The sequence below is a fragment of the Clostridium gelidum genome (assembly GCF_019977655.1).
GTDB classification, from domain to species: Bacteria; Bacillota; Clostridia; order Clostridiales; family Clostridiaceae; genus Clostridium; species Clostridium gelidum.
Genome location: NZ_AP024849.1, coordinates 4020169 through 4043344, shown reverse-complemented (window position 1 = coordinate 4043344; position 23176 = coordinate 4020169). Strand labels below are relative to the sequence as shown.

Sequence of the window (23176 nt, the reverse complement as noted above, 5' to 3'; positions counted from 1 at the left end):
TTTTAAAGAAATAAACTATTTTATATTATAACATTAATTTTTACATATGATAAATATAGATATAAAAATGGACAACTAAAACGATATTTAAACCTGAAGATTTAAGTATTAATGTTCAATGATTAGCAATTTAAAAATGAATATTAAGAATGGAGAATTTAGTAGTTTTAAATTATTGACATGGTAAAAAAAATAAGATATTATTAATTAAAGGACGATTTAGCACGCTAAATTGATAAAACGATAAAACGATAGAACAATCAAGCAATAAATGATAGGTGGGGATTAAAATGAATAAAAAAAATATGCTTCCTGAAGGGACAAGAGATTTAATATTAGATGAATGTGTTATAAAGAGATCTTTAGAAAGAGATATAGACGAAATTTTTGAAAAATGGGGATACAAAGAGGTTATAACTCCAACGTTAGAGTTTTATGAAACATTTAACTATAATTCTCAAACTTTAAGAGAAGAAGATATGTATAAGTTCTTTGATAATAGAGGACGTATATTAGTCTTAAGACCAGATATGACAATTCCAATAGCTAGAGTGGTAGAAACAAAGCTTAAGGATGCAGAATTACCTATAAAGCTAAGATATACTTCTAATGTATTTAGAGTTCATGAAAGTCTTGGTGGAAAAAGAAATGAGTATACAGATTGCGGTGTTGAACTTATAGGGATTGAAGATAAAAAGTCTGACTTAGAAGTTTTAGTTCTAGCTTTAGAAGCTTTAAAGAAGCTTGGATTAAATGATTTTAAACTTGAAATAGGTAATATTGGGTTTTTTAATGGGGCATTTAAAAATTTAGAAATAGATCAAAAACATATAGAAGTTATTGCTCAATTTATAGAAGATAAAAATTTAAAGAACTTAGAAGATTATATAGATGCCTTAGATATTAAAGAAGAATATAAGAAATTCTTTAACAAATTACCTTGGATGTTTGGGGATAAGAATATTTTAGAAGAAGCTAAGAAATTAGCATTTAATAATGAGGTAAAAGAAAACTTAGAGTATTTAGAAGTTTTATATTCACAATTAGAAGCGCTTGGATATGGAGAAAATGTAACTTTTGATTTAGGAATGGTTCCAAGGCTTAACTATTATACAGGAATGATTTTCAGAGGGTATGGTGAGGGTGTAGGAAATACACTTTTAAGAGGCGGAAGATATGACAGATTAATTAAATCTTCTAATAATTATGTTCCTGCTATAGGATTTTCAATAGATATTAATTCTGTAATTGAAAATGGGAAGCTTAATAAAAACTTAAATGAAGATGAAAATATATATAAGATATATTATAGTGAAAAAAATAGAATTGAAGCTATAAAAAAGAGTGAAGAACTTAGAAAACAAGGATATATAGTTGATTTATTGCCAAAAGAAGATATTGAAGAAATGAAAATTGTTAAAGGAGGAGAACTGTAAAATGAGTATAAGTATAGCATTGACAAAAGGAAGATTAGAACAAGAAACAATTAAAATTTTAGATAAAGCGGGCTATGATCCTTCAGAATTAAAAGATAAAGGAAGAAAGCTTGTATTTAAAGATAAAACGCAAGATATAAAGTATTTTTTAGTAAAGGCTGCTGATTCAATAACTTATGTAGAACATGGAGTAGCTGATCTTGGAGTTGTTGGAAAAGATACAATTTTAGAAAGTGATAATAACTGCTATGAAGTGCTAGATTTAGGTTTTGGAAAGTGCGGTTTTATAGTGGCATCATTGCCTGAAACTGATATTTTTAAGAAGGTTGGTCACGTAAAGATAGGAACTAAATATCCAAAGGTAGCAAAAGATTACTTTAAAAAGAAAGGTATGGATGTTGAAGTTATAAAAATAGAAGGTTCAGTAGAGCTTGCGCCAATACTAGGGTTATGTGATGGTATTGTAGATATAATGGAAACTGGTACAACACTGAAAGAAAATGGCTTAGTTGTATTAGATAGGATTTGTGAAATAAGTGCAAGGTTAATCGTAAATAAAGCAAGTTTCAAAATGAAGCAAAATGAGATTTGGGAATTCATAGATAGAATTAAAGATGTGATAAATAATTGACAAAATTCGTGAAATGTTGATAATTATAATTAACATATTTTAAATAATTATTAAAAAATAATAAAGTAATTTAACAAATTATTTTTTCTGTAATTATTGATTTGTTATGAATTTAAAGGGGGCTATTTTAAATATGTTAAAATTCATGGAAATTACTGAAAGCAATAAGAAAAGCTTGATTAATGAACTTAAAGGAAGATCTACGGAAACAGAACAAGAAATATTGTTAAGTGTAAATAACATTTTAGCAAAAGTCAAAAAAGAAGGAGATAAGGCTTTATTTGAACTTACTAAGGAATTTGATAAAGTTGAACTTAAAACTTTGGAAGTTACTGCTAGTGAAATAGATGAATGTTTTAATAGCGTAGAAGAAGATTTTATTGAAGCACTAAAAGAAGCTAAGGTGAATATAGAGGATTATCATGAAAGACAAAAAGCAAATGGATTTTTAATGACCAAAGATAAAGGGGTTTATTTAGGTCAAAGAGTTCTTCCGCTAGAAAGAGTTGGCGTTTATGTTCCAGGGGGAACTGCTGCGTATCCTTCATCAGTACTAATGAATGTTATACCTGCAAAGGTTGCTGGCGTAGATGAAATTATAATGGTAACGCCACCAGATAAAGATGGGGGAATTAATCCATATATAGGAGTAGCTGCAAGAATTGCTGGAATAGACAAGATATACAAAGTTGGAGGAGCACAAGCTGTTGGGGCTTTAGCTTATGGAACAGAAACCATTGGAAAAGTTGATAAAATTGTAGGGCCGGGAAATATATTTGTTGCGACAGCTAAGAAATTAGTATTTGGAGACGTTGATATAGATATGATTGCAGGCCCTAGTGAAATATTGGTTATTGCAGATGAAAAATCTGATCCGAGTTTTGTTGCAGCAGATTTAATGTCACAAGCAGAACATGATAAATTAGCATCATCTGTATTAATTACAACATCTAAAGAATTATATGAAAAAGTTGAAGTTGAATTAGAAAGGCAAGTTAAAACTCTTGAAAGAGAAGAGATAATAAGAACTTCTCTTAGAGATTTTGGAAGTGCAATACTTTGCAAAACTATTGAAGAATGTATTGATATTTCTAATGCAATTGCACCTGAACATTTGGAAATTATGGTAGATGAGCCTATGCAATATTTAGGTATGGTTAGAAATGCTGGTTCTGTGTTCTTAGGTAGATATTGTCCAGAACCTATAGGAGATTATTTTGGTGGAACAAACCATGTATTACCTACAAGTGGTACAGCAAGATTTTTCTCACCTTTATCAGTTGATAGTTTTATAAAAAAATCATCTTTCATTTATTACTCAAAAGAAGCAATTATGGAAAATGGAGAAAAAATTATAACATTAGCTAATAAAGAAGGGTTAACAGCTCATGCGAATTCCGTGAAAGTGAGATTAAATAATGGCAATTTATAAGGAATATATTAATTCTTATGATGAATACACCATAAAATTAGATAGTAATGAAATATATCTAGAAATGGATGAAAATATACTAATGAATATGAAGTCTTGTTTAACTAGCATAGGGTTACATAGGTATCCAACTAATGAAATGAAGACTATTAAAGAATTGTATGCAAATTATGCAAGTACAGAAAGCAAAAATATTATTGTGGGAAATGGATCCGATGAAGTGATAGAACTTGCAATAAGCAAGGTGATTAAACAAGGTAAAAAAGCATTAAGCTTAGGACCTGATTTTATAATGTATGATTTTTATGTATCAAGATTCGGTGGAGAACTTAAAACATATGATATAGGTACATCTATGGAGTTTAATTTACAAGAATTCATAGAACTTGGAAAACAAGAAAATGTGGATTTAATTATTTTCTCAAATCCTAATAATCCTACTGGAATTGGAATGGAGTTAGAAAGTATAATTACTATATTAGAGGCATTTAAAGATAAAATAGTTCTTGTAGATGAAGCTTATTATGAGTTTTATGGAAAATCCATGATTCCATATATAAATAAGTATAAAAATTTAATTGTAACAAGAACTCTTTCAAAAGCATGGGGACTTGCATCCTTAAGAGTTGGATTTTTAATATCTCATGAAGATAATATATGTGAATTATTAAACTATAAGGTGCCTTATACCATAAGTTCTTTTTCACAAAATTTAGCTTCTATTGCTTTAAGATATCCACAAAAGGTTCTAAATAATGCAAAGCAAATAACTGAACAAAGAGAAAAGTTATATAATAATCTTAAAGAAATTGAAAAAAGTGCGGCAATGAATATACAATTCTATCCATCGAAGGGGAACTATATATATGGAAGAACTGCTCATAAAGAAGCTCTTATAAAGGGTCTTGAAAATAATAGGATTGTAATTAGAAATTTTAATGATGATACTTTTAGAATTACTGTTGGATCACCTATGCAAAATAGAAAAGTAGTCGATAGCATAAAGAATATTTTTTGTATATAATTTTTATATAAATATATGAAAATTATTAATGTTCAATTAGCAATATCAATTTAGGAGAAAATCTCTTTTAGATTTATTAAGGTAATAGACATAGTTAATAAATCTGAAATGAGATATTTTTACAAGAATTTTATTTAAATAAGTTAGAAAATATATATTTAAGGGGGCTAATATGTTAGATAGGTGCTCAAAAAAAGAAAGAATAACAAAAGAAACTAGTATTAAATTAGATATAAATTTAGATGGAAGTGGAAAGAGTGAAATAAATACAGGTGTTGGATTTTTTGATCACATGCTAACTTTATTTGCATTTCACGGTAAAATTGATTTAAAAGTGTTAGCTAAAGGAGATCTAGAGGTATGCGATCATCATACTATAGAAGATATTGGAATAACACTTGGAGAAGCCTTTAAAGAAGCATTAGGAGATAAAGTAGGCATAAATAGATATGGAACATTTTATGTGCCAATGGATGAAACGTTGGCTTTAGTGTCATTAGATATAAGTAATAGACCTTTTTTAGTTTTTGATTGTGATTTTAAAAGAGAAAAGGTTGGAGAAATGGCTACTGAAATGGTAGTTGAGTTTTTTAGAGCTTTTACTTTTAATGCTGGAATAACACTTCATTTAAAAGTTTTATATGGAGAAAATGATCATCACAAAATAGAAGCATTATTTAAGGCGTTTGGAAGAGCTATTAAAGAAGCTAAATTTAGAAGCGATGAAAATGGAGTGCCATCAACTAAAGGAAGACTGTAAAAATGAATGATGAAAAATGAATGATGAATAATTGAGAAAAAAATCCCAATGGATTTCTAAAATATTCAAGAAATACTTTAGCATCATTCATTATTCATTTTTAATTTTTCATCTGTTACAAAAAGGGGTGTTTAAATGATAGTTATAATAGATTATGGAATGGGAAATTTAAGTAGTGTTAAGAATGCTCTTGATTTTCTTGGACTTGAAAGTAAAATTTCATCTGATGAAGAAGATATAAGAAATTCTAAAGCATTAATATTGCCAGGGGTTGGAGCATTTCCTGATGCTATGGATACTATAGAAAGATTATCTTTAGATAAGATAATAAGAGAAGAAGTAGCTAAGAATAAGCCTCTTCTTGGAATATGTCTTGGGATGCAATTATTATTTGAAAATGGTTTTGAAGGATTTGAAAGAAAAGGTCTTGGATTATTAAAGGGTAGTATTGTTAAGATGAAAGCTGATAAAAAAAATAATATTAAGATTCCTCACATTGGGTGGAATAATTTAATATATAACAAAAATGATGAATTATTTAATTCTATAGAAGAGGGCAAATTTGTTTATTATGTACATTCATATTTTGTACAAAATTATAATGATGATGATTTAGTAGCTTATAGTGAGTATGGAGAAAATAAGATTCCAGGTGTTGTTAGATGTAAGAACGTTATGGGAGCTCAATTTCATCCTGAAAAGAGTGGAACTGTAGGTTTAGATATATTAAAAAAATTTGGGGAGTTGATTAAATGATAATTTTACCAGCAATTGATATAATCGATGGAAAACCAGTAAGGTTGTATCAAGGAGATTATAATAAAAAAGAAATAGTTGCAGAGGATGTACTTGAAACAGCAAAATCTTTTGAAGATATGGGTGCGGAATATGTACATTTAGTTGATTTAGATGGAGCAAAAAGTGGAAGTAACCAAAATCATGAATTAGTAATCAAAATTGCGAAATTCCTTAAAATTCCTGTGGAACTTGGTGGAGGAATTCGTTCTTTTGAAACTATTAAATATCTATTAGATAATGGTGTAGCAAGAGTAATCCTTGGAACTATAGCTATGGAAGATGAGGAATTATTAAAAAAAGCAATATATACATATGGTGAAAAAATTGCAGTTGGAATAGACTGTAAAGATGGTAAGGTATACGGAAGAGGCTGGCTTGCAGGAAGTGACTTAGATTATATAGATTTTGCTAAAAAGATGGAAAACGTAGGAGTTAAGAACATAATAGTAACTGATATAAGTAAAGATGGAACTTTAGAAGGACCAAATGTTGAGATGCTTAAAGCTCTAAAAGAAACTGTTAATATTGATATTACAGCTTCAGGTGGAATTCGTGATATAGAAAATATAAAAGATCTAATGAACATAGACTTATATGGAGCAATAACTGGTAAGGCAATATATGCTAAAACATTGTCATTAGAGGAAGCAATACAAGTTTCTAAGAAATAATAGGGGGTTAGGGTTATGCATACAAAGAGAATTATTCCTTGTCTTGATGTAAAGGAAGGAAGAGTTGTTAAGGGCATTAATTTTGAAGGATTAGTGGATGTTGGTGACCCTGTTGCACTTGCAGAACATTATAATAAGCAAGGGGCAGACGAATTAGTTTTTCTAGATATAACTGCAACTCATGAAAAAAGAGGTATAATGGAAAAGGTTGTTCAAAGTGTTGCAGAAAAGATTTTTATTCCCTTCACTGTAGGTGGAGGATTAAAAACTTTAGAAGATATAAAGTCAATACTTAGAGCTGGTGCAGATAAGGTAAGCTTAAACTCAGCTGCTGTTAGGGATAAAAACCTTATAAAAGAAGGTGCTTTTTACTTTGGAAATCAATGTATAGTATTAGCTGCCGATGCAAAGAGAAGAGCTGATAATACTGGGTGGAACGTAGTTATTAATGGCGGAAGAATTGATACTGGCATGGATTTGTTAAAGTGGGTTGAAGAAGCGACATCACTTGGAGCTGGAGAAATTCTTTTGACTTCTATGGATGCAGATGGAACTAAAAAGGGCTTTGATTTAGAATTAACTAAAGCTGTAAGTGATATAACTAACGTTCCTGTAATTGCATCAGGAGGATGTGGATGCTTAGAAGATTTTTATGATGTATTTGAAAATAATATAGCAGATGCAGCTCTTGCAGCTTCACTTTTCCATTATGGAGAATTGACTGTTGATGAAGTTAAAAAATATCTAAATGATAGAAATATTCCTGTACGTATTTAAATATTGGATTATAATGCCCAGAATTTAAGAATTTAAGAATTTAAGAATTTAAGAATTTAAGAATTTAAGAATTTAAGAATTTAAAGTAATAATGAGGTTTAGAGAAATTAACGACTTGGGAAGAGGGATTATATATGGAAAATTGTGAAAGAGTAGAGCAAGTTGATTTTGAAAAGTGTAACGGGTTAGTACCAACTATAGTTCAAGATTATGTAACTAAAGATGTGTTGATGCTTGCATATATGTCAAAAGAAAGTTTAAAGAAGACGTTAGAAGGAGATACCACTTGGTTTTATAGCAGAAGCAGAAATGAGCTTTGGAATAAAGGTGCAACGTCTGGTCATTTTCAATATGTTAAAGAAATAAAGATAGATTGTGATAATGATACAATTTTAATACTTGTAGAGCAAACAGGAGCAGCATGCCATACAGGGAAAAATAGCTGTTTTTATAGAGATTTATAATCAATTAACAATTAACAATTGTTGAATAAATTTCTCTGAAATTTGAGAAAATATTATTATTTAGAAATGTTGAAGACATTTCAACCACAACGCTTAATTGCTAACTCTTAACTGAATAAAATTGGAGGATTAAAAAATGGATGAAAATATAAGTGCTTTATATGATGTTATTTTAAAAAGAAAGACTGAAGGAGAAGAAGGATCTTATACAAGGTATCTATTTGAAAAAGGAACAGATAAAATATTAAAAAAAGTTGGAGAAGAATGTACAGAAGTTATAATAAGTTGTAAGGAAGATAATAAAGAAGAACAAATTAATGAAATTTGTGATCTTGCGTATCATGTACTTGTTTTAATGGCTCAAATGGAGATTTCAATTGAAGAAGTTTCGGAAGAGCTTGGAAAGAGAAAAAATAAAATTAATAACTTCAAAGGTGAAAGAAAACCAGTAACAAATGTTTAATAAATATATATAAATTATTTAAAAGAAATTTTAAAATTTAAGTGAATAGCTTTCTTGATGTGATATAATAACTAATCAAGAAGGCTATTTTGAATTGTAATACTAAATTTTCACATTATAATAATTTAAGTATATTCAAAAAGCTTATAATTAATAGAAAAAATAGGATTTATGTATAGGAGAAAAATAATGATCAAAATTTATAAAGAAGAATTATTAAAAAATACTATAGATTATGAAGAATATTCAGAAAATATTTGTAAGCTAACATTAGGAGAATTGAAAGATGAAGGATTACTTAAGTGTGGTGGATGTTGCTTGAAAGAAGAAAAGGATAAAAATAAATGCACTGGCTGTAAGGATAGAAATAGTTGCAAAAAATAATATTATTGTAGTCAAAATTTAAATTGATTATAAAAAAATGTAGATTTAAGGAAAAGAATAATATATAATAAATATGTTTGTTATAAAAATAAATTAAAAAGATTTGGAGGGGGCCATATTTGGGAAAGCCAAGTATTTTTAGTAGAGAATATGAAAAGAAAATGAAGAGAAGAAGAAGAAATATTTTAATAATTTCTTTGGCTATAGTATTGGTAATATCTGTACTAATAATTAAAGTTGTATGTAACCCCATAGATTACAGGAACATTAAGGGGAATATACAAGCTTGGATTGATAGTGATACTACTAATATTTCAGAACAAACTGAAAAAACAAAAGAAAAAATAACAAATCAAGAAGAAACTGTAGATGAGAAATCAATAAAAGAAGAACCAAAAAAACCTCTAGAAGAATCAATTGATATTACTTTATTTAGTGGAAGTATTGCAAAAGCAATTTATGTAGATGATAATAATGGTGGAAAAGTATTTAAAACTTTGAATACTACGGATAGTGGTGTAAGCTTCAATGTTAGTCCATCAGGCAAACAAATGATTGTAACAGATACTAATTCAGTAATTACTTTATATAATGTTGATGGAACTACTAAAATAATATCCAAGGAACAATATATTTCTAGTAGTGGAGGGGTTTTTACAAAAGAAGCTACAATGAAAGAAACACCACAATATTTATGGAATGTAACTCCAAGATTTATTAGTGAAGAAAAAATAATTTTTGTGAGCAATAGACCATACTTTGGAAATGCAGTTCTTAAACAATATTTATGGTGGACTGATATTCAAACTGGTGAAGATAAGGTGCTTTGGAACTTGGCTGGAGCAAGCATAACTGTTGGAGAAAAGGAAGAAAAAGGATTAAAAATCACGATTGATGGCAAGGTTTATTATATGGATGTAAACGGGAATTGTATTCAATAAATATAATATTAATAAATTATTTGATAAGATTTAGAGGTTTATGGTATAATAACCTAGTTAAATTAAAGATGAACACTATTTTAGGAGGAAAGAATAAATGAAGGCTAAAGTGGAAAAGATAGAAACGAATGTAATAAAATTAGAAATAAGGGTTGAAGCTGAAAAATTTGATGCAGCATTAACTAAGGCTTATAATAAAAACAAGATCAGATATGACATACCAGGATTTAGAAAAGGTAAAGTTCCAATGGCAATGGTTAAGAAATTCTATGGAGTGGAAGCATTCTACGATGATGCTGTTAACTTTGCAATTGATGAATCATATCCAGCAGCATTAAATGATGAAAATATCAGACCGGTAGATTATCCACAAATCGATATAGTAGAACTTGGGGAAGGTAAAGAATTAGTTTATACTGCAATAGTTACTACTTATCCAGAAATAGAACTTGGAGAATATAAAGGATTAGATGTAAAGAAAGCTGTATATGAAGTTGAAGACGGCGAAGTAGAAAAGCAAATTGCAGAAATGCAAGAAAAGAATGCTAGAGTAGAAGTTAAAAAAGAAGGAAATGTAGCTAAAGGAGATATAGCTATTATAGACTTTAAAGGATACATAGACGGAGCTCTTTTTGATGGCGGAGAAGGAAGCGATTATTCTTTAGAAATAGGTTCAGGAACTTTCATTGATAACTTTGAAGATCAATTAATTGGTTTAGCAGTAGGTGAAAAGAAAGAAGTTAACGTTTCTTTCCCAGAAGGTTATGGAAAAGAAGACTTAAATGGTAAACCAGCAATGTTTGAAGTTGAAATCAAGTCAATTAAAGTTAAAGAATTACCAGAATTAGATGATGAATTTGCTAAAGATGTTTCAGCAGTTGATTCATTTGAAGAATTGAAAGAAAATCTTAAAAATACATTAGTAAAGAATAATGATGAAAAATCTGAAAGAGAATTTGAAGAAGCTGTTATTACTGCAGTAATTGAAAATTCAAAAATGGATATTCCAGAAGTTATGGTAAGCAAAGAAATTGATGATATGATGAAAGACCTTGAAGGAAGATTAAAATATCAAGGATTAAGCTTAGATCAATATATGGAGTTTACAGGAAATACAACTGAAAAAATGAGAGAGTTCATGAAAGAAAATGCAGAAAGAAAAGTTAAAGCTGATTTAGTTCTTGAAGCAGTTTCTAAGGCAGAAGAAATTAAAGCTACTGAAGACGAGTTAAATGCAAGAGCTTTAGAACTTGGAAAAATATATGGACCTAAAGATCCAGAAAAAATGGCTAAAATTTTAGCTAAGTCTCAAAAAGCTATGATTGAAAAAGACATAATAATGGAAAATACTCTTAAATTTATAAAAGAAAATTGCAAATAATTTATTTTGAGATATAATATAAAATAAGCATATGAATTAATAAATTGCCAGAAAAAATTTTTCTGGCAATTTATTCAAATAATAATTAACAAACTAACTAAAAGAATATATAATTAAAGTTAGATAAAAATATAATAGCAAAAGGGAGGATTGACATGAGTTTAGTACCAATGGTTGTAGAACAAACAAGTAGGGGAGAACGTTCCTATGATATATTTTCAAGACTGTTAAAAGATAGAATAATTATGTTAAGTGGAGAAATAAATGATGATACTGCTAATTTAATAGTAGCGCAGTTAATATTTTTAGAAAGTGAAGATCCAGATAAGGATATTTATTTATATATAAATAGTCCAGGTGGATCAATAACTTCAGGAATGGCAATTTATGATACTATGCAATATATTAAATGTGACGTATCAACAATATGTATTGGTATGGCAGCTTCTATGGCATCATTTTTATTAATGGCTGGCACTAAAGGAAAGAGATCTGCTCTTCCAAATGCTGAAGTGATGATACATCAGCCATTAGGTGGATTTCAAGGTCAAGCAACTGATATTCAAATCCATGCTAAAAGAATATTAAAGATGAAAGAAAAATTTAATAGAATATATAGTGAAGTTACTGGTAATCCTATAGAAATGATAAATGCTGATGTTGAAAGAGATAATTTCATGAGTGCAGATGAAGCTAAAGCTTATGGTTTAGTAGATGAAGTAATAGCAACACACAAAATAGAAAAGAAAAAATAAAATAAAATTTTAATCTATACGTTTTAAGTGAGGTGAGTATATGGCTAAATATGATGAAAAGAAACAGTTGAAGTGTTCATTCTGTGGTAAAACTCAAGAACAAGTGAAAAGATTAATTGCAGGCCCAGGAGTATATATTTGTGATGAGTGTATTGATTTATGTTCTGAAATTATAGCAGATGAATTCCAAGAAACTGTTGACTTTGATCCAAAAAGTATCCCAAAACCAAGTGAAATTAAAGAATATTTAGATTCTTATGTTATTGGGCAAGAAAGAGCAAAAAAATCTTTATCAGTAGCAGTATATAATCATTATAAAAGAATTAATACAAATAAGGAAGATATAGACGTTGAATTGTCTAAAAGTAATATTTTACTACTCGGACCAACTGGTTCAGGTAAGACATTACTTGCTCAAACTTTAGCAAAATTCTTAAATGTACCTTTTGCAATAGCTGATGCAACAACATTAACAGAAGCAGGGTATGTTGGTGAAGATGTTGAAAATATTCTTCTTAAATTAATTCAAAATGCAGATTATGATGTAGAAAAAGCTGAAAGAGGAATAATTTATATAGATGAAATAGATAAGATTGCAAGAAAATCTGAAAATCCATCTATTACTCGTGATGTATCAGGAGAAGGTGTACAACAAGCTCTACTAAAAATATTAGAGGGAACTGTTGCATCGGTTCCACCACAAGGTGGAAGAAAACATCCACATCAAGAATTTATCCAAATAAATACATCTAATATATTATTTATTTGTGGTGGAGCCTTTGATGGAGTTGATAAAATAATTGAAAATAGAACAACAAAGAGTTCTATGGGATTTGGAGCACAAATTAAGTCTAAACATGAAAAAGATATTGGAAGCTTGCTTAAGGAAATTATGCCAGCCGATTTATTAAAATTTGGTTTAATTCCAGAATTCGTTGGAAGACTTCCAATACTTGTTACATTAGAATCTTTAGATCAAGATGCTTTAATTAAAATTTTAACTGAACCAAAAAATGCTCTTGTAAAACAATATAAGAAGTTATTTGAGCTAGATGATGTTAAGTTAGACTTTAATGAAAAATCTTTAGTTGCAATAGCAGAAGAAGCTATTACTAGACAAACAGGAGCTAGAGGATTAAGAGCTATCATAGAAGATATAATGAATGAAGTAATGTATGAGATACCTTCTGATAAGACAATAACTAAGGTTATAATAACTGAAGAAGCTATTAAAGAGAAGAAAGAACCTACAATTGAAAGATTGGAAGATGGAAAGATTAGACCTACTTTAGTAAAAGCTAGAGTGAAAAAGGATATAGAAACTGCTTAGATTATTAGCAGATGAAAGAAAATAACAAGTCAAACATATGACTTGTTATTTTTTTTTATTTTTTTATGAATTGAGAATAAATTTGTAATCATAAGCAAATAATAGTAATACTAAAAGTAGAAGGAGGAAGAGTATATTTACAATAATAAAAATAAAATTTTGAATAAGTACTTAATATATTATTACTTGTAAATATATTTCAATAATATGACGAATGTATTAGTGATTTTGCAAATACTAGTTTTAATTCTCATGGTTTATGTAATGTTTAATTCAATGAATAAACCACAAAAAAGCAAGAATATTGTAATTGATAGAGAAAATACAAAAGAATTAAATAAGTTGAATAAACTCAGGGAAATAAGTTTAACAGAACCTTTAGCAGAAAAGAGTAGACCAAAAGCTTTTGAAGAAATAATAGGTCAAGAAAAAGGTATAAAAGCATTAAAAGCTGCATTATGTGGTCCAAATCCACAGCACGTTATTATTTATGGACCACCAGGAGTAGGTAAAACAGCAGCCGCGAGGTTAGTATTAGAAGAAGCTAGAAAATCAAAATTATCACCTTTTGCAGAAAAATCAAAATTTGTTGAATTAGATGCAACTACTTTAAGATTTGATGAAAGAGGAATTGCTGATCCACTTATAGGATCTGTGCATGATCCAATATATCAAGGAGCAGGTTCACTTGGGATAGCAGGAATTCCTCAGCCTAAAGCAGGTGCGGTTACTAAAGCTCACGGAGGTCTCTTATTTCTAGATGAAATTGGTGAACTCCATCCAATTGAATTAAATAAACTTTTAAAAGTATTAGAAGATAGAAAAGTATTTTTGGATAGCTCATATTATAGCTCTGAAGATAGTAATATGCCTAAATACATAAAGGAAATATTTGACAATGGACTTCCGGCAGATTTTAGGCTAATAGGAGCTACAACGAAATCTCCACAAGATATAATACCAGCCATAAGATCAAGGTGTGTTGAAATATTTTTTAGAGCTTTATTGCCTGAAGAAATAAAGATTATTGCTATAAATTCTGTTAGAAAGGTTGGATTAAAAATTATACAAGATGGTGTTGAAGAAGTAAGTAAGTATTGTACTAATGGTAGAGAAGTAATAAATTTAATACAACTAGCTTCTGGTATTGCAATTAATGAAGATAGAAAAGAAATAACATTGGAAGATATTAAGTGGGTATTAGAGAATGGTCAATATAATAAGATAATATCCAATAAAATTCCATCTAAATCAAAAATCGGAGTTGTTAATGGATTAGCAGTATATGGTGCCAATATAGGAATGTTAATGCCTCTTGAAGTTAGCTGCAAAAAAGTTAATGAAAGAAGAGGAGAACTTAAAATAACAGGAATAGTTGAAGCTGAAGAAATAACTAATAATAATAAGAAAATTAAAATGAAAAGTACAGCTTTCTCATCAGTACAAAACGTATTAACTGCTTTGGATAATGTATTTGACTTATGTACTGATAAATATGATATACATGTAAATATACCAGGGGGGATGCCTGTTGATGGACCGTCAGCAGGAATAAGCATTGCAACAGCTATATATAGTGCAATAACTAAACAAAAAGTAAATAGGCTTGTTGCTATGACTGGAGAAATAAGTATACTCGGATCTGTAAAAGCTATAGGTGGGGTGAAAGCAAAGATATCGGCAGCTTTTAAAGGTGGCTCACAAATAGTTATTATTCCAGAAGAAAATTATGATGAGTCACTAAATGATATATGTGAAATAAATATAGTTCCAGTAACAAACATCAGAGAAGTGATTAAAGTTGCTATAGAAGATAATAATGTTATTAGTGAAAATGATAGAGAGATATTATCAGCTGAAGGTAATAACATTTTAAAAAATTAAAGGGATTGTTTAAAAATTAGTAAATTAGATTAGACTTTGAAATGATTAGAAAACATATATTAAATGAACAATGCATAATTTGAAAGTAATTGTCTATTTGGATTTTTATTTCACACCTTTTCTTTTTAATATTAATATATATATGTTACAATAGATAAACTAAAAAACTTAGTTTATCTATTGTAATTGATTAATAAAAACCTATTCTAATAAGTTTTAAAGTAAAAATGGTTTTAATTTGCTTAAATTGTAAAAACTATGTTATAATAACAAGTTTTTTATATGAAGAATCATTGAAAAAATTATTTATTATGTGTATACTAGATAGGGCACATTCAAATAAGATAATGTGATTATGATATGGGGGGAAATAGTAAAATGAAAAAGTCATATATAATTCCACTAATTCCTTTAAGAGGATTAACTGTTTTTCCTAATGTAGTGGTACATTTTGATGTGGGAAGAGAAAAATCTACAGCAGCAATTGAACAAGCTATGTTAGATGGACAAGAAATTTTTCTTGTAGGTCAAAAAAATTCTGTGGTAGAAGAACCAAATCAAGATGAACTTTATTCAATTGGAACTATATGCAAAATAAAGCAAATATTGAAAATGTCAGATAATACTATTAGAGTTCTCGTAGAAGGTCAAGAACGAGGAGAAATAGTTAAGTATATAGAGGATGAAGCAGACTATATAAAGGTTTCAGTACAAAAATTAGGTAATAAAGTAGTTAAGAATGAAGAAATAGATGCTTATATTAACTATTTAGATAAAGAATTTATAAAATTATTGAAGCTTAGTGAGGAAAATTATGAAGAAATTATTAAACTAATAAATTTCTCAGAAGAACCAAGTAAATTTGTAGATATGGTGGCTTCGTTTTCGATTACTGAAGAAAAGTTAAAGCAAGAGATATTAGAAACTGTTGACCTGAAAAAAAGAATAGAGAAAGTTTTAGAAAGAATTAAAATAGAAATCTCTATAGCTAAGATACAAAAAAAGATTGCAAATAAAGTAAAGAACACTGTTGCAAAGGAACAAAATGACTATTATTTAAGAGAACAGATAAAGGCAATTCAAGAGGAATTAGGCGAGGATGATGAAGAAAAGAAAGAAATAGCAAAATATGAAGATAGAATTGAGAAAGCAAAGCTTATTAAGGAAGTTAAAGATAAGGTTAGTTATGAATTATCAAGACTGAAAAATATGAGTGCTACATCGTCTGAAGGGAATGTTATTAAAGCCTATTTAGATTGGGTATTAGACATTTCTTGGAGCAAGCATACCAAGGAAAGCATTGATGTTAATAAAGCGAGGAAAATTTTAGATGATGAGCATTATGGGCTAGAAGATGTTAAGGACAGAATTATAGAGTATTTAGCTGTAAAGCAATTTAGTAAATCTCAAAAGGGTCCAATTTTATGTTTAGTTGGTCCTCCTGGTGTCGGAAAAACATCTATAGCAAAATCTATAGCTCATGCCATTAATAGAAACTATACGAGAATATCTCTTGGTGGAATGAAAGATGAAGCTGAAATTAGAGGACATAGGAAGACTTATGTTGGTGCTATTCCAGGAAGAATTGTTTATGCAATGAAGGAAGCAAAATCTATGAATCCACTTATGCTTTTTGATGAAATAGATAAAGTTAACTCGAATTATAAGGGTGATCCATCTGATGCGCTATTAGAAATATTGGATAGTGAACAAAATAAGGATTTCAGAGATAGTTACTTGGAAGTACCAATGAACCTATCAAAGGTTTTATTTATAGCAACTGCAAATACGCTAGAAACTATACCAAGACCACTTTTAGATAGAATGGAAATTATTGAGGTATCTGGCTATACTTATGAAGAAAAGTTTAATATAGCTAAAAATCATTTGGTAACTAAGCTATTTAAAGAATTAGATATGCCAACTGATAAGATTAAAATAGAGGATTCTGCTATTAGAGAAGTTATAGAAGGATATACAAGAGAATCTGGAGTGCGTGGATTAGAAAGAAAGTTAAGTTCACTTATAAGAAAAGCATTAGCCGAAATGTTAAAGCAAGGAGAAAAGGAATTTAATATAACTAATGATAAAATTGAAGCCTTATTAGGTAAGAGAATTTTTGACTTTGATAAAATTGATAAGGTAGACAAGGTTGGCGTAGTAACGGGAATGGCATGGACAGCCTATGGTGGAGATACTCTTCCTATAGAAGCTATGGTTATGGCAGGTACGGGCAAATTAGAGCTTACAGGTAAGCTTGGGCAAGTTATGCAAGAATCTGCAAAGACGGCTTATAGTTATGTTAGAGCTAATGCTGCTAAATTTGGAATTGATGAAGCTTTTTATAAAGAAAAAGATATTCACATACATGCACCAGAAGGTGCAGTATCCAAAGATGGTCCATCAGCAGGTGTTACAATGGTAACGGCACTTGTATCTGCACTATCAGGTAAAAAGGTTAAACATAATGTAGCTATGACAGGAGAAGTTACATTGACAGGAAGAGTACTTCCTATCGGAGGATTGAAGGAAAAATCTTTAGCTGCATTTAGAGCTGGAGTAGATACTATAATAATTCCAAAGGATAATGAGAAAGATATAGAAAAGATACCAAATTCAATTAGGAATAGTTTGAATATTATTTCTGCTAAAGAAGTAAATGAGGTATTAAAAAATGCGTTAATTGGAGAGGATACAAATGAGAATTAAACAATCAGAATTTATTACCTCAGCAGTAAAAAGAGAACAATATCCCTTAGATAATAGAGTGGAAGTTGCTTTTGTTGGAAGATCTAATGTAGGAAAAAGTTCAATAATAAATTCATTAACAAACAGAAAAAAATTAGCAAAAGTTAGTCAAACTCCAGGAAAAACAAGATTAGTTAACTTTTTTCTTATAAATAATGATTTTTATTTAGTTGATTTACCTGGATATGGATATGCAAAGGTATCAAAATCAGAAAAAGGCAGTTGGGGAAAAACCGTTGAGACATATTTAACAGATAGAGAACAATTGAAGAGAGTTGTTTTACTTGTAGATTCAAGACATAAACCAACAGGCGACGATATAATTATGAATGAATGGTTTAAGCATTTTGGATATAATGTTGTTATTGTTGCAACTAAAAGTGATAAGCTTACAAAAAATGAGCTGAAAAAGAGTGAAAATGTAATAAAAGAAACATTAAAATTAAGTACAGAGGACAAGTTATACTTTTTTTCATCTTTAAATAGAAATGGAAGCGATGAGCTTATTAATAATCTTTTCTTAGAATTTGCAACTGATTTAGATTAAATCATATAAAAATATAATTTAATATTAATAATTCCTTATGATTTATTTTACTTAAACGTCAATATATTAAAAGTAATATAAGGTACCCCCTCAAATTTTGAAATTTGTAGGGGGTACTTTTATATTCCTAAAATTATATTTGTAATCTAGTTATAATAAATGTGTCAAAAATTCTGAATGCGAATAATATATAATATAAAAAAGAAAAAAATATTTCCAAGGAGGAATAAATATGGAGATGAATGATATCCTAAATGGTTTAAATTCATGCGATGATGATTGTTCTGATTCAATGTCTGACAGTTGTAGTTGTGGACCAAGCTTCGGAGGATCAGGAAGTGGATGTTTTCCAGGAGGTTTTGGACAAGGAGCTACTGGTGGATGCGGATTTGGAAGCTGGATTTGGATCTTATTAATTTTGTTTTATTGTGGTTGTGGAAAAGGTAATTATGGAAGAGGCGGTAATGAGTGTTGCTGTCATGAAAAGAAAGATAATTGCTGTTGTAACAAAGGAAGCTATGGTGGTGGAATGCTAAGCAACTGTTCATCATACTTGTTCTTGTTAGTAATATTATTCCTTTGCAATAGTGGTGGAAAATCTGGTTTAGGTGGATTCGGAGGCGGATCACCAATTGGCTGTGGAACTTGTTGTTAGTATCCAGAATTTTTAGGAAGGAGAGATAAATATGTCTAAGAAGAATAAATGTTGTTGCGAAAAGAAACATGATGATTGCTGTTGTCACGATTCAATGTCTAGTAGTTCTGGACTATTCGGAGGCGGTGGCTGTACACCAATCCTATTTCTACTAATAGCATGTGGATCAGGATTGTTAAATTGTAATAAATCATATTTAATTATTTTACTATTCCTATTATGTGGCGGAAGTTTTTCTAAATTTTTAGGTTCTGGAAATCAAGAATCTAATTGTTGCTGTTAGGATAGTTGATAGAGGGCTTTATAAGCCCTCTAAAAAAATGCTTAAAAATATAAACATTTTTACATATACAAACATATATTGAAATGAGGCAAATTATAAGTGAGAGGATTAAAAAATGGCTAAGCATAAACATAGGCAACAAGATTCAAAAATAAATGATAGCAATACTAATAATGCTAATAATACTAATAATAGTAATAACAAAAGTATTCCTTTTGGCATAGATCCTATGCAATTAATGGGACTATTAGGTGGAAACTTTGATATGGGAAATATGGGTAATATGTTATCTTCATTGAATACAAATGGATTTAATTTGGGGAATATAGGTTCGTTAGCTAAAATGATGGGATTGAATTTAGATAATAATTTTTTAAAAGGAAATATGAATAACACAAATAATGATATTAATAAAAATATGAATTCAAATACTAGTCGCAGTATGAAAGCACATACTAACAATAATACTAGTTCTAAAAATAATACAAGTTCAAATGTTGAGAAAAATTATAAAAAGAGTACAAATGATATAAATGTTAGTGATAATGATGAAAATTTAAATTTTCTAATGGCATTAAAGAGTTATGTTCATCCTGATAGAATACAGTTCATAGATAAAATTATAGAAGCATATAAAAGTGGAGAATTTAAAGATATTTAAAAAAGTATGTATACAAAAGGAAAACATGTCAATAATATTAATGTAATAGAGAAAATATTCTTTTACAAACTTAATGAATTACAAGTTTTAATTCATTGAGTAACCCCTCATCCCCCTTTAGGCCGCATTATGCGGCCTTTAAAATTGTAACCAATACAGTTTTGCAGGTAAGCAGATTTTATATTATATATTGCATCATTGATTTGTCAATTTCTTTAATGTGCCTTATTTAATTTTTTGTATAACATTAATTTTATAAGAAGAAGCATCTTTTTCTAAATCGAGCAATAATATTAATTCAGTTTTATCATTTTCTTCACCTTTAAGTTTATTTTTTTCAAAAGATAATCGCCATCTTATAGAGGATGGTTCTCCAGAGTCAGTCCATTTATAATCATAAAAAAAAGCATTTTGAAAAGAATAAGAATAATTGTCTTTATCTAAATTCCAAAGTAAAGATAAATTCTCTTTATCAATTGAAGAGGTAAAAATATCGGGAATATCATCAAGTACATAAGGAATTTGAATTAGGTCTATAAAGTGTATTACAGAATCTAATGATGGAAGAGCTAAATTATCTTTACTAGTATCTAAAGGAGCATCATTAATGAGCATAAAACTATTCAATGAAGTAAAGCCTTCAGAAGATGAGATTGAATAACACTTAGGAGTTCTTGAATTTTTGCAATCTAGTATACCAAAAATGTTATTAGTACTTGAAAAAATCAAATCGAAATTCTTTTTATTCCAATGAAATACATAAGAAATACTTTTATTATTTTTTGAACCTTGAATTATTATTTCAGGGATATTATCTCTAGAGATATCATTAAGAAAAATTTTTGGTTCTAAGTGGTTATTAGGAGTAAAAAGGATTTTATCATCAATTTGATTAGAAAGATAGAAATTGTCATGTGAGCAATTTACAATGAAATCAATTTTATCTTGGGAATGTAATATTTGTAATATATCCTTTTTACTATCACCAGTTAAGTCAAATTGATTATTTTGAGAAATATTTATTGGTGAAATGGTTTCAATGGATTTGAATTTATTGGAGAAGAAATAAATGAGAGTTATAATTGAAAAGAGTAATCCTATACTAAAGGTTATATTTACTAAAGTTTTTTTCTTTAATATTAACATTTTCATTATGTATCACCTCACTAAATTATATGTTAATAGTTAGGTGCATATTAATCATATAGTAGTGATGAAATAAAAAAACTATAACTTTAAATAACCATGCACTAAAAAATACACTTATTTAAAGTTATAGTTTTAATATATTATTTATTGACAATCAGGACAATAGCCATAAAAATAAACTTTATTGGAGATAATTTTATAATCAGTATGTTCATCTGCTGAGGAATTGAGATTATCTAGAGATAAATCTTTAAAATCATCAACTTTGCCACAGCCTAAACATTGCACATGAGGATGCGATAAAGAGTTTCCATCATATCTAAAATTACCTTCACCAACGTTTATCTCTTGAATCAAACCTACATCTACTAAGGTTTTTAATGCTTTGTAAACTGTAGCTAAGCTCATAGTTGGATATTGAATGTGAATGTCTGTATAAATAATATCTGCTGATGGATGGGAAGTTGTATTAAGCAGATAATTATATACTGCAAGTCTTTGAGGGGTTAATTTTAGTTTTTTTTCTTTGAAAATTGGAGCTATTATATCCATTTTGAAATACCTCACTTATAATGATTTATCTACAAATTATAACATAAATATAAATAAGTAGTCAATGAAATTAATTAATGTTATTTGATGATAATTATTATCTTTGATATTAAAAATTTTTCTACTTTTAATAAAAATATATTGTATAGTAAACAAAAGTCTGTTAAAATATAAACAAAAGCTAGTATGTTAATTAATTAACATACTAGCTGAAGTATAGTAGTATCTAAGTAATTACAATTTAAATGAAGAAATATTAATTTTTATTACAGACTTCAAATTAGATAGTAGCCTATGATAAAAATACATAAAAACTAAGGGGGCGTATTTTTGTGGGGAAGTATAAAGTTGGAGATGAACTTATAATAGTAAATGATCCAAATGAAGACATTACTAAGTTAAAAGAACTAACAAAATTAAGTGTTGAGGATGGTTTTGCTCAGATATCTTTGGGAATAAAGATATTAGATGTAGAATATAATGAGCCAAATATAACATTAACTAATAAAAACATTAAAGGTGAAAAAAATAAAGTCTTTTCAGAATGTAAGGATATAGAAAACTTTGACAAAGAAAAGGTTTTGGAAAAAGCATTACTTAGAGCTTTTCAAAATGAACTCATAAATATTTCTGTGTTAAAAAACAATTGAAAATGTTAAGTTGTAATAAGGATATTGTATTTTAATACAATATATGTTAAACTAAAGTTAAGACATGAATGTTAAATTATTAACATATTATATAAATAACATTAATATGTTAGCAATTTCATGAAAAAGATAATAATTTTTATTACAGACTTTAAAGTACATAGTGTATAATAAAAACACAAATAGAAACAATAAGGAGGCATATTTTTGTGGGAAAATATAAAGTTGGAGATGAATTAATACTAGTAAATGATCCAAATAAAGACAATGCTAAACTAAAGGAACTTACACAATTAACAGTTGAAGGTGATTTTGCTCAAATATCTTGGGGAATAAAGATATTAGAAGTGGAATATGATAAGCCTAATGTAACACTAACTTATAAAAATGCTAATGGTCAAAAAAATAAAGTCTTTTCAGAATGTAAGGATATAGAAAATTTTGATAAAGAGAAAGTTTTAGAAAAAGCATTACTTAGAGCTTTTCAAAATGAATTAATAAATATTTCTGTTTTTAAAAACAATTATTAAAGATAATTAGGACATGTTAAGAAAGAGTAACTTTAATTTAAGGAACTCTTTTATTTTTTTGAAATTTCACAATAATTATTATAAAATCTTTACTTTCTGTAATATATGTAATATAATGGGTTAATAAATTGAGATGCTTATCTTAAGGTTAGTATTAGTAATGCTACTACTCATTTGAGTAGTAGCTAACGGCTACACAACCTTGCAGATAAATTCTTCTAAACTTTAGGTACTATGAGAACTCTATCTGAAGCTAAGAATCATTTTATG

25 protein-coding genes are annotated in these 23176 nt (G+C 28.5%); 23 read left to right on the top strand and 2 right to left on the bottom strand.

What is annotated here, in order from left to right:
• The first annotated feature begins 290 nt into the window (after positions 1-290).
• The 21 genes from hisZ to psyc5s11_RS18470 all read left to right on the top strand — a co-directional run bounded on the left by hisZ (position 291) and on the right by psyc5s11_RS18470 (position 20025).
• Positions 291-1436 (top strand): ATP phosphoribosyltransferase regulatory subunit, encoded by a 1146-nt coding sequence (gene hisZ / locus psyc5s11_RS18570; RefSeq protein ID WP_224033972.1) that lies wholly within the window; start codon positions 291-293, stop codon positions 1434-1436.
• Between the two features lies 1 nt (position 1437).
• Positions 1438-2067, top strand: a complete 630-nt coding sequence (hisG, locus tag psyc5s11_RS18565) for an ATP phosphoribosyltransferase (protein ID WP_224033971.1) — start codon at positions 1438-1440, stop codon at positions 2065-2067.
• A gap of 133 nt (positions 2068-2200) precedes the next feature.
• Entirely contained in the window at positions 2201-3499 is a 1299-nt protein-coding gene (gene hisD / locus psyc5s11_RS18560) for a histidinol dehydrogenase (RefSeq protein WP_224033970.1), read from the top strand.
• Positions 3486-4523 (top strand): pyridoxal phosphate-dependent aminotransferase, encoded by a 1038-nt coding sequence (locus psyc5s11_RS18555; protein ID WP_224033969.1) that lies wholly within the window; start codon positions 3486-3488, stop codon positions 4521-4523. Before hisD ends, psyc5s11_RS18555 begins: the two co-directional genes overlap by 14 nt.
• A gap of 172 nt (positions 4524-4695) precedes the next feature.
• Positions 4696-5283 carry an imidazoleglycerol-phosphate dehydratase HisB gene (gene hisB, locus psyc5s11_RS18550; RefSeq protein WP_224033968.1) on the top strand — a complete coding sequence of 196 codons (588 nt, stop codon included), beginning with the start codon at positions 4696-4698 and terminating at the stop codon, positions 5281-5283.
• Positions 5284-5418: 135 nt separating this feature from the next.
• Entirely contained in the window at positions 5419-6039 is a 621-nt protein-coding gene (gene hisH / locus psyc5s11_RS18545; protein ID WP_224033967.1) for an imidazole glycerol phosphate synthase subunit HisH, read from the top strand.
• Positions 6036-6752 carry a 1-(5-phosphoribosyl)-5-[(5-phosphoribosylamino)methylideneamino]imidazole-4-carboxamide isomerase gene (hisA, locus tag psyc5s11_RS18540; RefSeq protein WP_224033966.1) on the top strand — a complete coding sequence of 239 codons (717 nt, stop codon included), beginning with the start codon at positions 6036-6038 and terminating at the stop codon, positions 6750-6752. Before hisH ends, hisA begins: the two co-directional genes overlap by 4 nt.
• 15 nt (positions 6753-6767) lie before the next feature.
• On the top strand, positions 6768-7529 hold the full coding sequence (gene hisF / locus psyc5s11_RS18535) for an imidazole glycerol phosphate synthase subunit HisF (RefSeq protein ID WP_224033965.1): 762 nt from the start codon (positions 6768-6770) through the stop codon (positions 7527-7529).
• 134 nt (positions 7530-7663) lie between these two features.
• A complete protein-coding gene (gene hisI, locus psyc5s11_RS18530; RefSeq protein WP_224033964.1) occupies positions 7664-7993 on the top strand; it encodes a phosphoribosyl-AMP cyclohydrolase in 330 nt (109 codons plus the stop codon).
• 136 nt (positions 7994-8129) lie between these two features.
• Positions 8130-8456 (top strand): phosphoribosyl-ATP diphosphatase, encoded by a 327-nt coding sequence (hisE, locus tag psyc5s11_RS18525; protein WP_224033963.1) that lies wholly within the window; start codon positions 8130-8132, stop codon positions 8454-8456.
• Between the two features lie 189 nt (positions 8457-8645).
• On the top strand, positions 8646-8840 hold the full coding sequence (locus psyc5s11_RS18520; RefSeq protein WP_224033962.1) for a hypothetical protein: 195 nt from the start codon (positions 8646-8648) through the stop codon (positions 8838-8840).
• A 119-nt stretch (positions 8841-8959) separates the two neighbouring features.
• Complete coding sequence (locus psyc5s11_RS18515; protein WP_224033961.1) at positions 8960-9781, top strand: hypothetical protein; 822 nt, start codon at positions 8960-8962, stop codon at positions 9779-9781.
• 97 nt (positions 9782-9878) lie between these two features.
• A complete protein-coding gene (tig, locus tag psyc5s11_RS18510) occupies positions 9879-11162 on the top strand; it encodes a trigger factor (RefSeq protein ID WP_224033960.1) in 1284 nt (427 codons plus the stop codon).
• Positions 11163-11317: 155 nt separating this feature from the next.
• Positions 11318-11917 carry an ATP-dependent Clp endopeptidase proteolytic subunit ClpP gene (gene clpP, locus psyc5s11_RS18505; protein ID WP_224033959.1) on the top strand — a complete coding sequence of 200 codons (600 nt, stop codon included), beginning with the start codon at positions 11318-11320 and terminating at the stop codon, positions 11915-11917.
• 40 nt (positions 11918-11957) lie between these two features.
• On the top strand, positions 11958-13247 hold the full coding sequence (clpX, locus tag psyc5s11_RS18500; protein ID WP_224033958.1) for an ATP-dependent Clp protease ATP-binding subunit ClpX: 1290 nt from the start codon (positions 11958-11960) through the stop codon (positions 13245-13247).
• A 207-nt stretch (positions 13248-13454) separates the two neighbouring features.
• Complete coding sequence (lonB, locus tag psyc5s11_RS18495) at positions 13455-15131, top strand: ATP-dependent protease LonB (RefSeq protein ID WP_224033957.1); 1677 nt, start codon at positions 13455-13457, stop codon at positions 15129-15131.
• 378 nt (positions 15132-15509) lie between these two features.
• Positions 15510-17840 carry an endopeptidase La gene (gene lon / locus psyc5s11_RS18490; protein WP_224033956.1) on the top strand — a complete coding sequence of 777 codons (2331 nt, stop codon included), beginning with the start codon at positions 15510-15512 and terminating at the stop codon, positions 17838-17840.
• Positions 17830-18426: a ribosome biogenesis GTP-binding protein YihA/YsxC gene (gene yihA, locus psyc5s11_RS18485; protein WP_224033955.1), complete on the top strand. Its 597-nt coding sequence runs from the start codon at positions 17830-17832 to the stop codon at positions 18424-18426. Before lon ends, yihA begins: the two co-directional genes overlap by 11 nt.
• A 232-nt stretch (positions 18427-18658) precedes the next feature.
• Positions 18659-19081, top strand: coding sequence for a hypothetical protein (locus psyc5s11_RS18480; protein WP_224033954.1), 423 nt, complete (start codon positions 18659-18661; stop codon positions 19079-19081).
• Between the two features lie 31 nt (positions 19082-19112).
• Positions 19113-19364: a hypothetical protein gene (locus psyc5s11_RS18475; protein WP_224033953.1), complete on the top strand. Its 252-nt coding sequence runs from the start codon at positions 19113-19115 to the stop codon at positions 19362-19364.
• 115 nt (positions 19365-19479) lie between these two features.
• Positions 19480-20025 (top strand): hypothetical protein, encoded by a 546-nt coding sequence (locus psyc5s11_RS18470; RefSeq protein WP_224033952.1) that lies wholly within the window; start codon positions 19480-19482, stop codon positions 20023-20025.
• A gap of 225 nt (positions 20026-20250) precedes the next feature.
• On the opposite strand, the gene psyc5s11_RS18465 is transcribed toward psyc5s11_RS18470, so the two are convergent.
• Together psyc5s11_RS18465 and psyc5s11_RS18460 are read right to left on the bottom strand one after the other, a co-directional pair.
• Positions 20251-21177 carry a hypothetical protein gene (locus psyc5s11_RS18465; RefSeq protein WP_224033951.1) on the bottom strand — a complete coding sequence of 309 codons (927 nt, stop codon included), beginning with the start codon at positions 21175-21177 and terminating at the stop codon, positions 20251-20253.
• 141 nt (positions 21178-21318) lie between these two features.
• Positions 21319-21726 carry a Fur family transcriptional regulator gene (locus psyc5s11_RS18460; protein ID WP_224033950.1) on the bottom strand — a complete coding sequence of 136 codons (408 nt, stop codon included), beginning with the start codon at positions 21724-21726 and terminating at the stop codon, positions 21319-21321.
• A 332-nt stretch (positions 21727-22058) separates the two neighbouring features.
• Here psyc5s11_RS18460 and psyc5s11_RS18455 point away from each other — a divergent pair, with 332 nt between their 5' ends.
• Both psyc5s11_RS18455 and psyc5s11_RS18450 read left to right on the top strand, forming a co-directional pair.
• The gene (locus tag psyc5s11_RS18455; RefSeq protein WP_224033949.1) at positions 22059-22376 is read left to right on the top strand and encodes a hypothetical protein; all 318 of its coding nucleotides are present in this window, start codon (positions 22059-22061) and stop codon (positions 22374-22376) included.
• Positions 22377-22585: 209 nt separating this feature from the next.
• Positions 22586-22906: a hypothetical protein gene (locus psyc5s11_RS18450; RefSeq protein WP_224033948.1), complete on the top strand. Its 321-nt coding sequence runs from the start codon at positions 22586-22588 to the stop codon at positions 22904-22906.
• Positions 22907-23176: the final 270 nt, after the last annotated feature.

Coding starts and splice junctions, on each gene's coding strand:
- hisZ (WP_224033972.1), top strand. CDS start 291: ATGAATAAAAAAAATATGCTTCCTGAAGGGACAAGAGATTTAATATTA.
- clpP (WP_224033959.1), top strand. CDS start 11,318: ATGAGTTTAGTACCAATGGTTGTAGAACAAACAAGTAGGGGAGAACGT.
- clpX (WP_224033958.1), top strand. CDS start 11,958: ATGGCTAAATATGATGAAAAGAAACAGTTGAAGTGTTCATTCTGTGGT.
- psyc5s11_RS18460 (WP_224033950.1), bottom strand. CDS start 21,726: ATGGATATAATAGCTCCAATTTTCAAAGAAAAAAAACTAAAATTAACC.
- lonB (WP_224033957.1), top strand. CDS start 13,455: ATGACGAATGTATTAGTGATTTTGCAAATACTAGTTTTAATTCTCATG.
- psyc5s11_RS18475 (WP_224033953.1), top strand. CDS start 19,113: ATGTCTAAGAAGAATAAATGTTGTTGCGAAAAGAAACATGATGATTGC.
- hisI (WP_224033964.1), top strand. CDS start 7,664: ATGGAAAATTGTGAAAGAGTAGAGCAAGTTGATTTTGAAAAGTGTAAC.
- hisH (WP_224033967.1), top strand. CDS start 5,419: ATGATAGTTATAATAGATTATGGAATGGGAAATTTAAGTAGTGTTAAG.
- hisB (WP_224033968.1), top strand. CDS start 4,696: ATGTTAGATAGGTGCTCAAAAAAAGAAAGAATAACAAAAGAAACTAGT.
- psyc5s11_RS18465 (WP_224033951.1), bottom strand. CDS start 21,177: ATGAAAATGTTAATATTAAAGAAAAAAACTTTAGTAAATATAACCTTT.
- hisE (WP_224033963.1), top strand. CDS start 8,130: ATGGATGAAAATATAAGTGCTTTATATGATGTTATTTTAAAAAGAAAG.
- tig (WP_224033960.1), top strand. CDS start 9,879: ATGAAGGCTAAAGTGGAAAAGATAGAAACGAATGTAATAAAATTAGAA.
- hisG (WP_224033971.1), top strand. CDS start 1,438: ATGAGTATAAGTATAGCATTGACAAAAGGAAGATTAGAACAAGAAACA.
- hisA (WP_224033966.1), top strand. CDS start 6,036: ATGATAATTTTACCAGCAATTGATATAATCGATGGAAAACCAGTAAGG.
- psyc5s11_RS18520 (WP_224033962.1), top strand. CDS start 8,646: ATGATCAAAATTTATAAAGAAGAATTATTAAAAAATACTATAGATTAT.
- yihA (WP_224033955.1), top strand. CDS start 17,830: ATGAGAATTAAACAATCAGAATTTATTACCTCAGCAGTAAAAAGAGAA.
- hisF (WP_224033965.1), top strand. CDS start 6,768: ATGCATACAAAGAGAATTATTCCTTGTCTTGATGTAAAGGAAGGAAGA.
- psyc5s11_RS18480 (WP_224033954.1), top strand. CDS start 18,659: ATGGAGATGAATGATATCCTAAATGGTTTAAATTCATGCGATGATGAT.
- psyc5s11_RS18555 (WP_224033969.1), top strand. CDS start 3,486: ATGGCAATTTATAAGGAATATATTAATTCTTATGATGAATACACCATA.
- hisD (WP_224033970.1), top strand. CDS start 2,201: ATGTTAAAATTCATGGAAATTACTGAAAGCAATAAGAAAAGCTTGATT.
- lon (WP_224033956.1), top strand. CDS start 15,510: ATGAAAAAGTCATATATAATTCCACTAATTCCTTTAAGAGGATTAACT.
- psyc5s11_RS18470 (WP_224033952.1), top strand. CDS start 19,480: ATGGCTAAGCATAAACATAGGCAACAAGATTCAAAAATAAATGATAGC.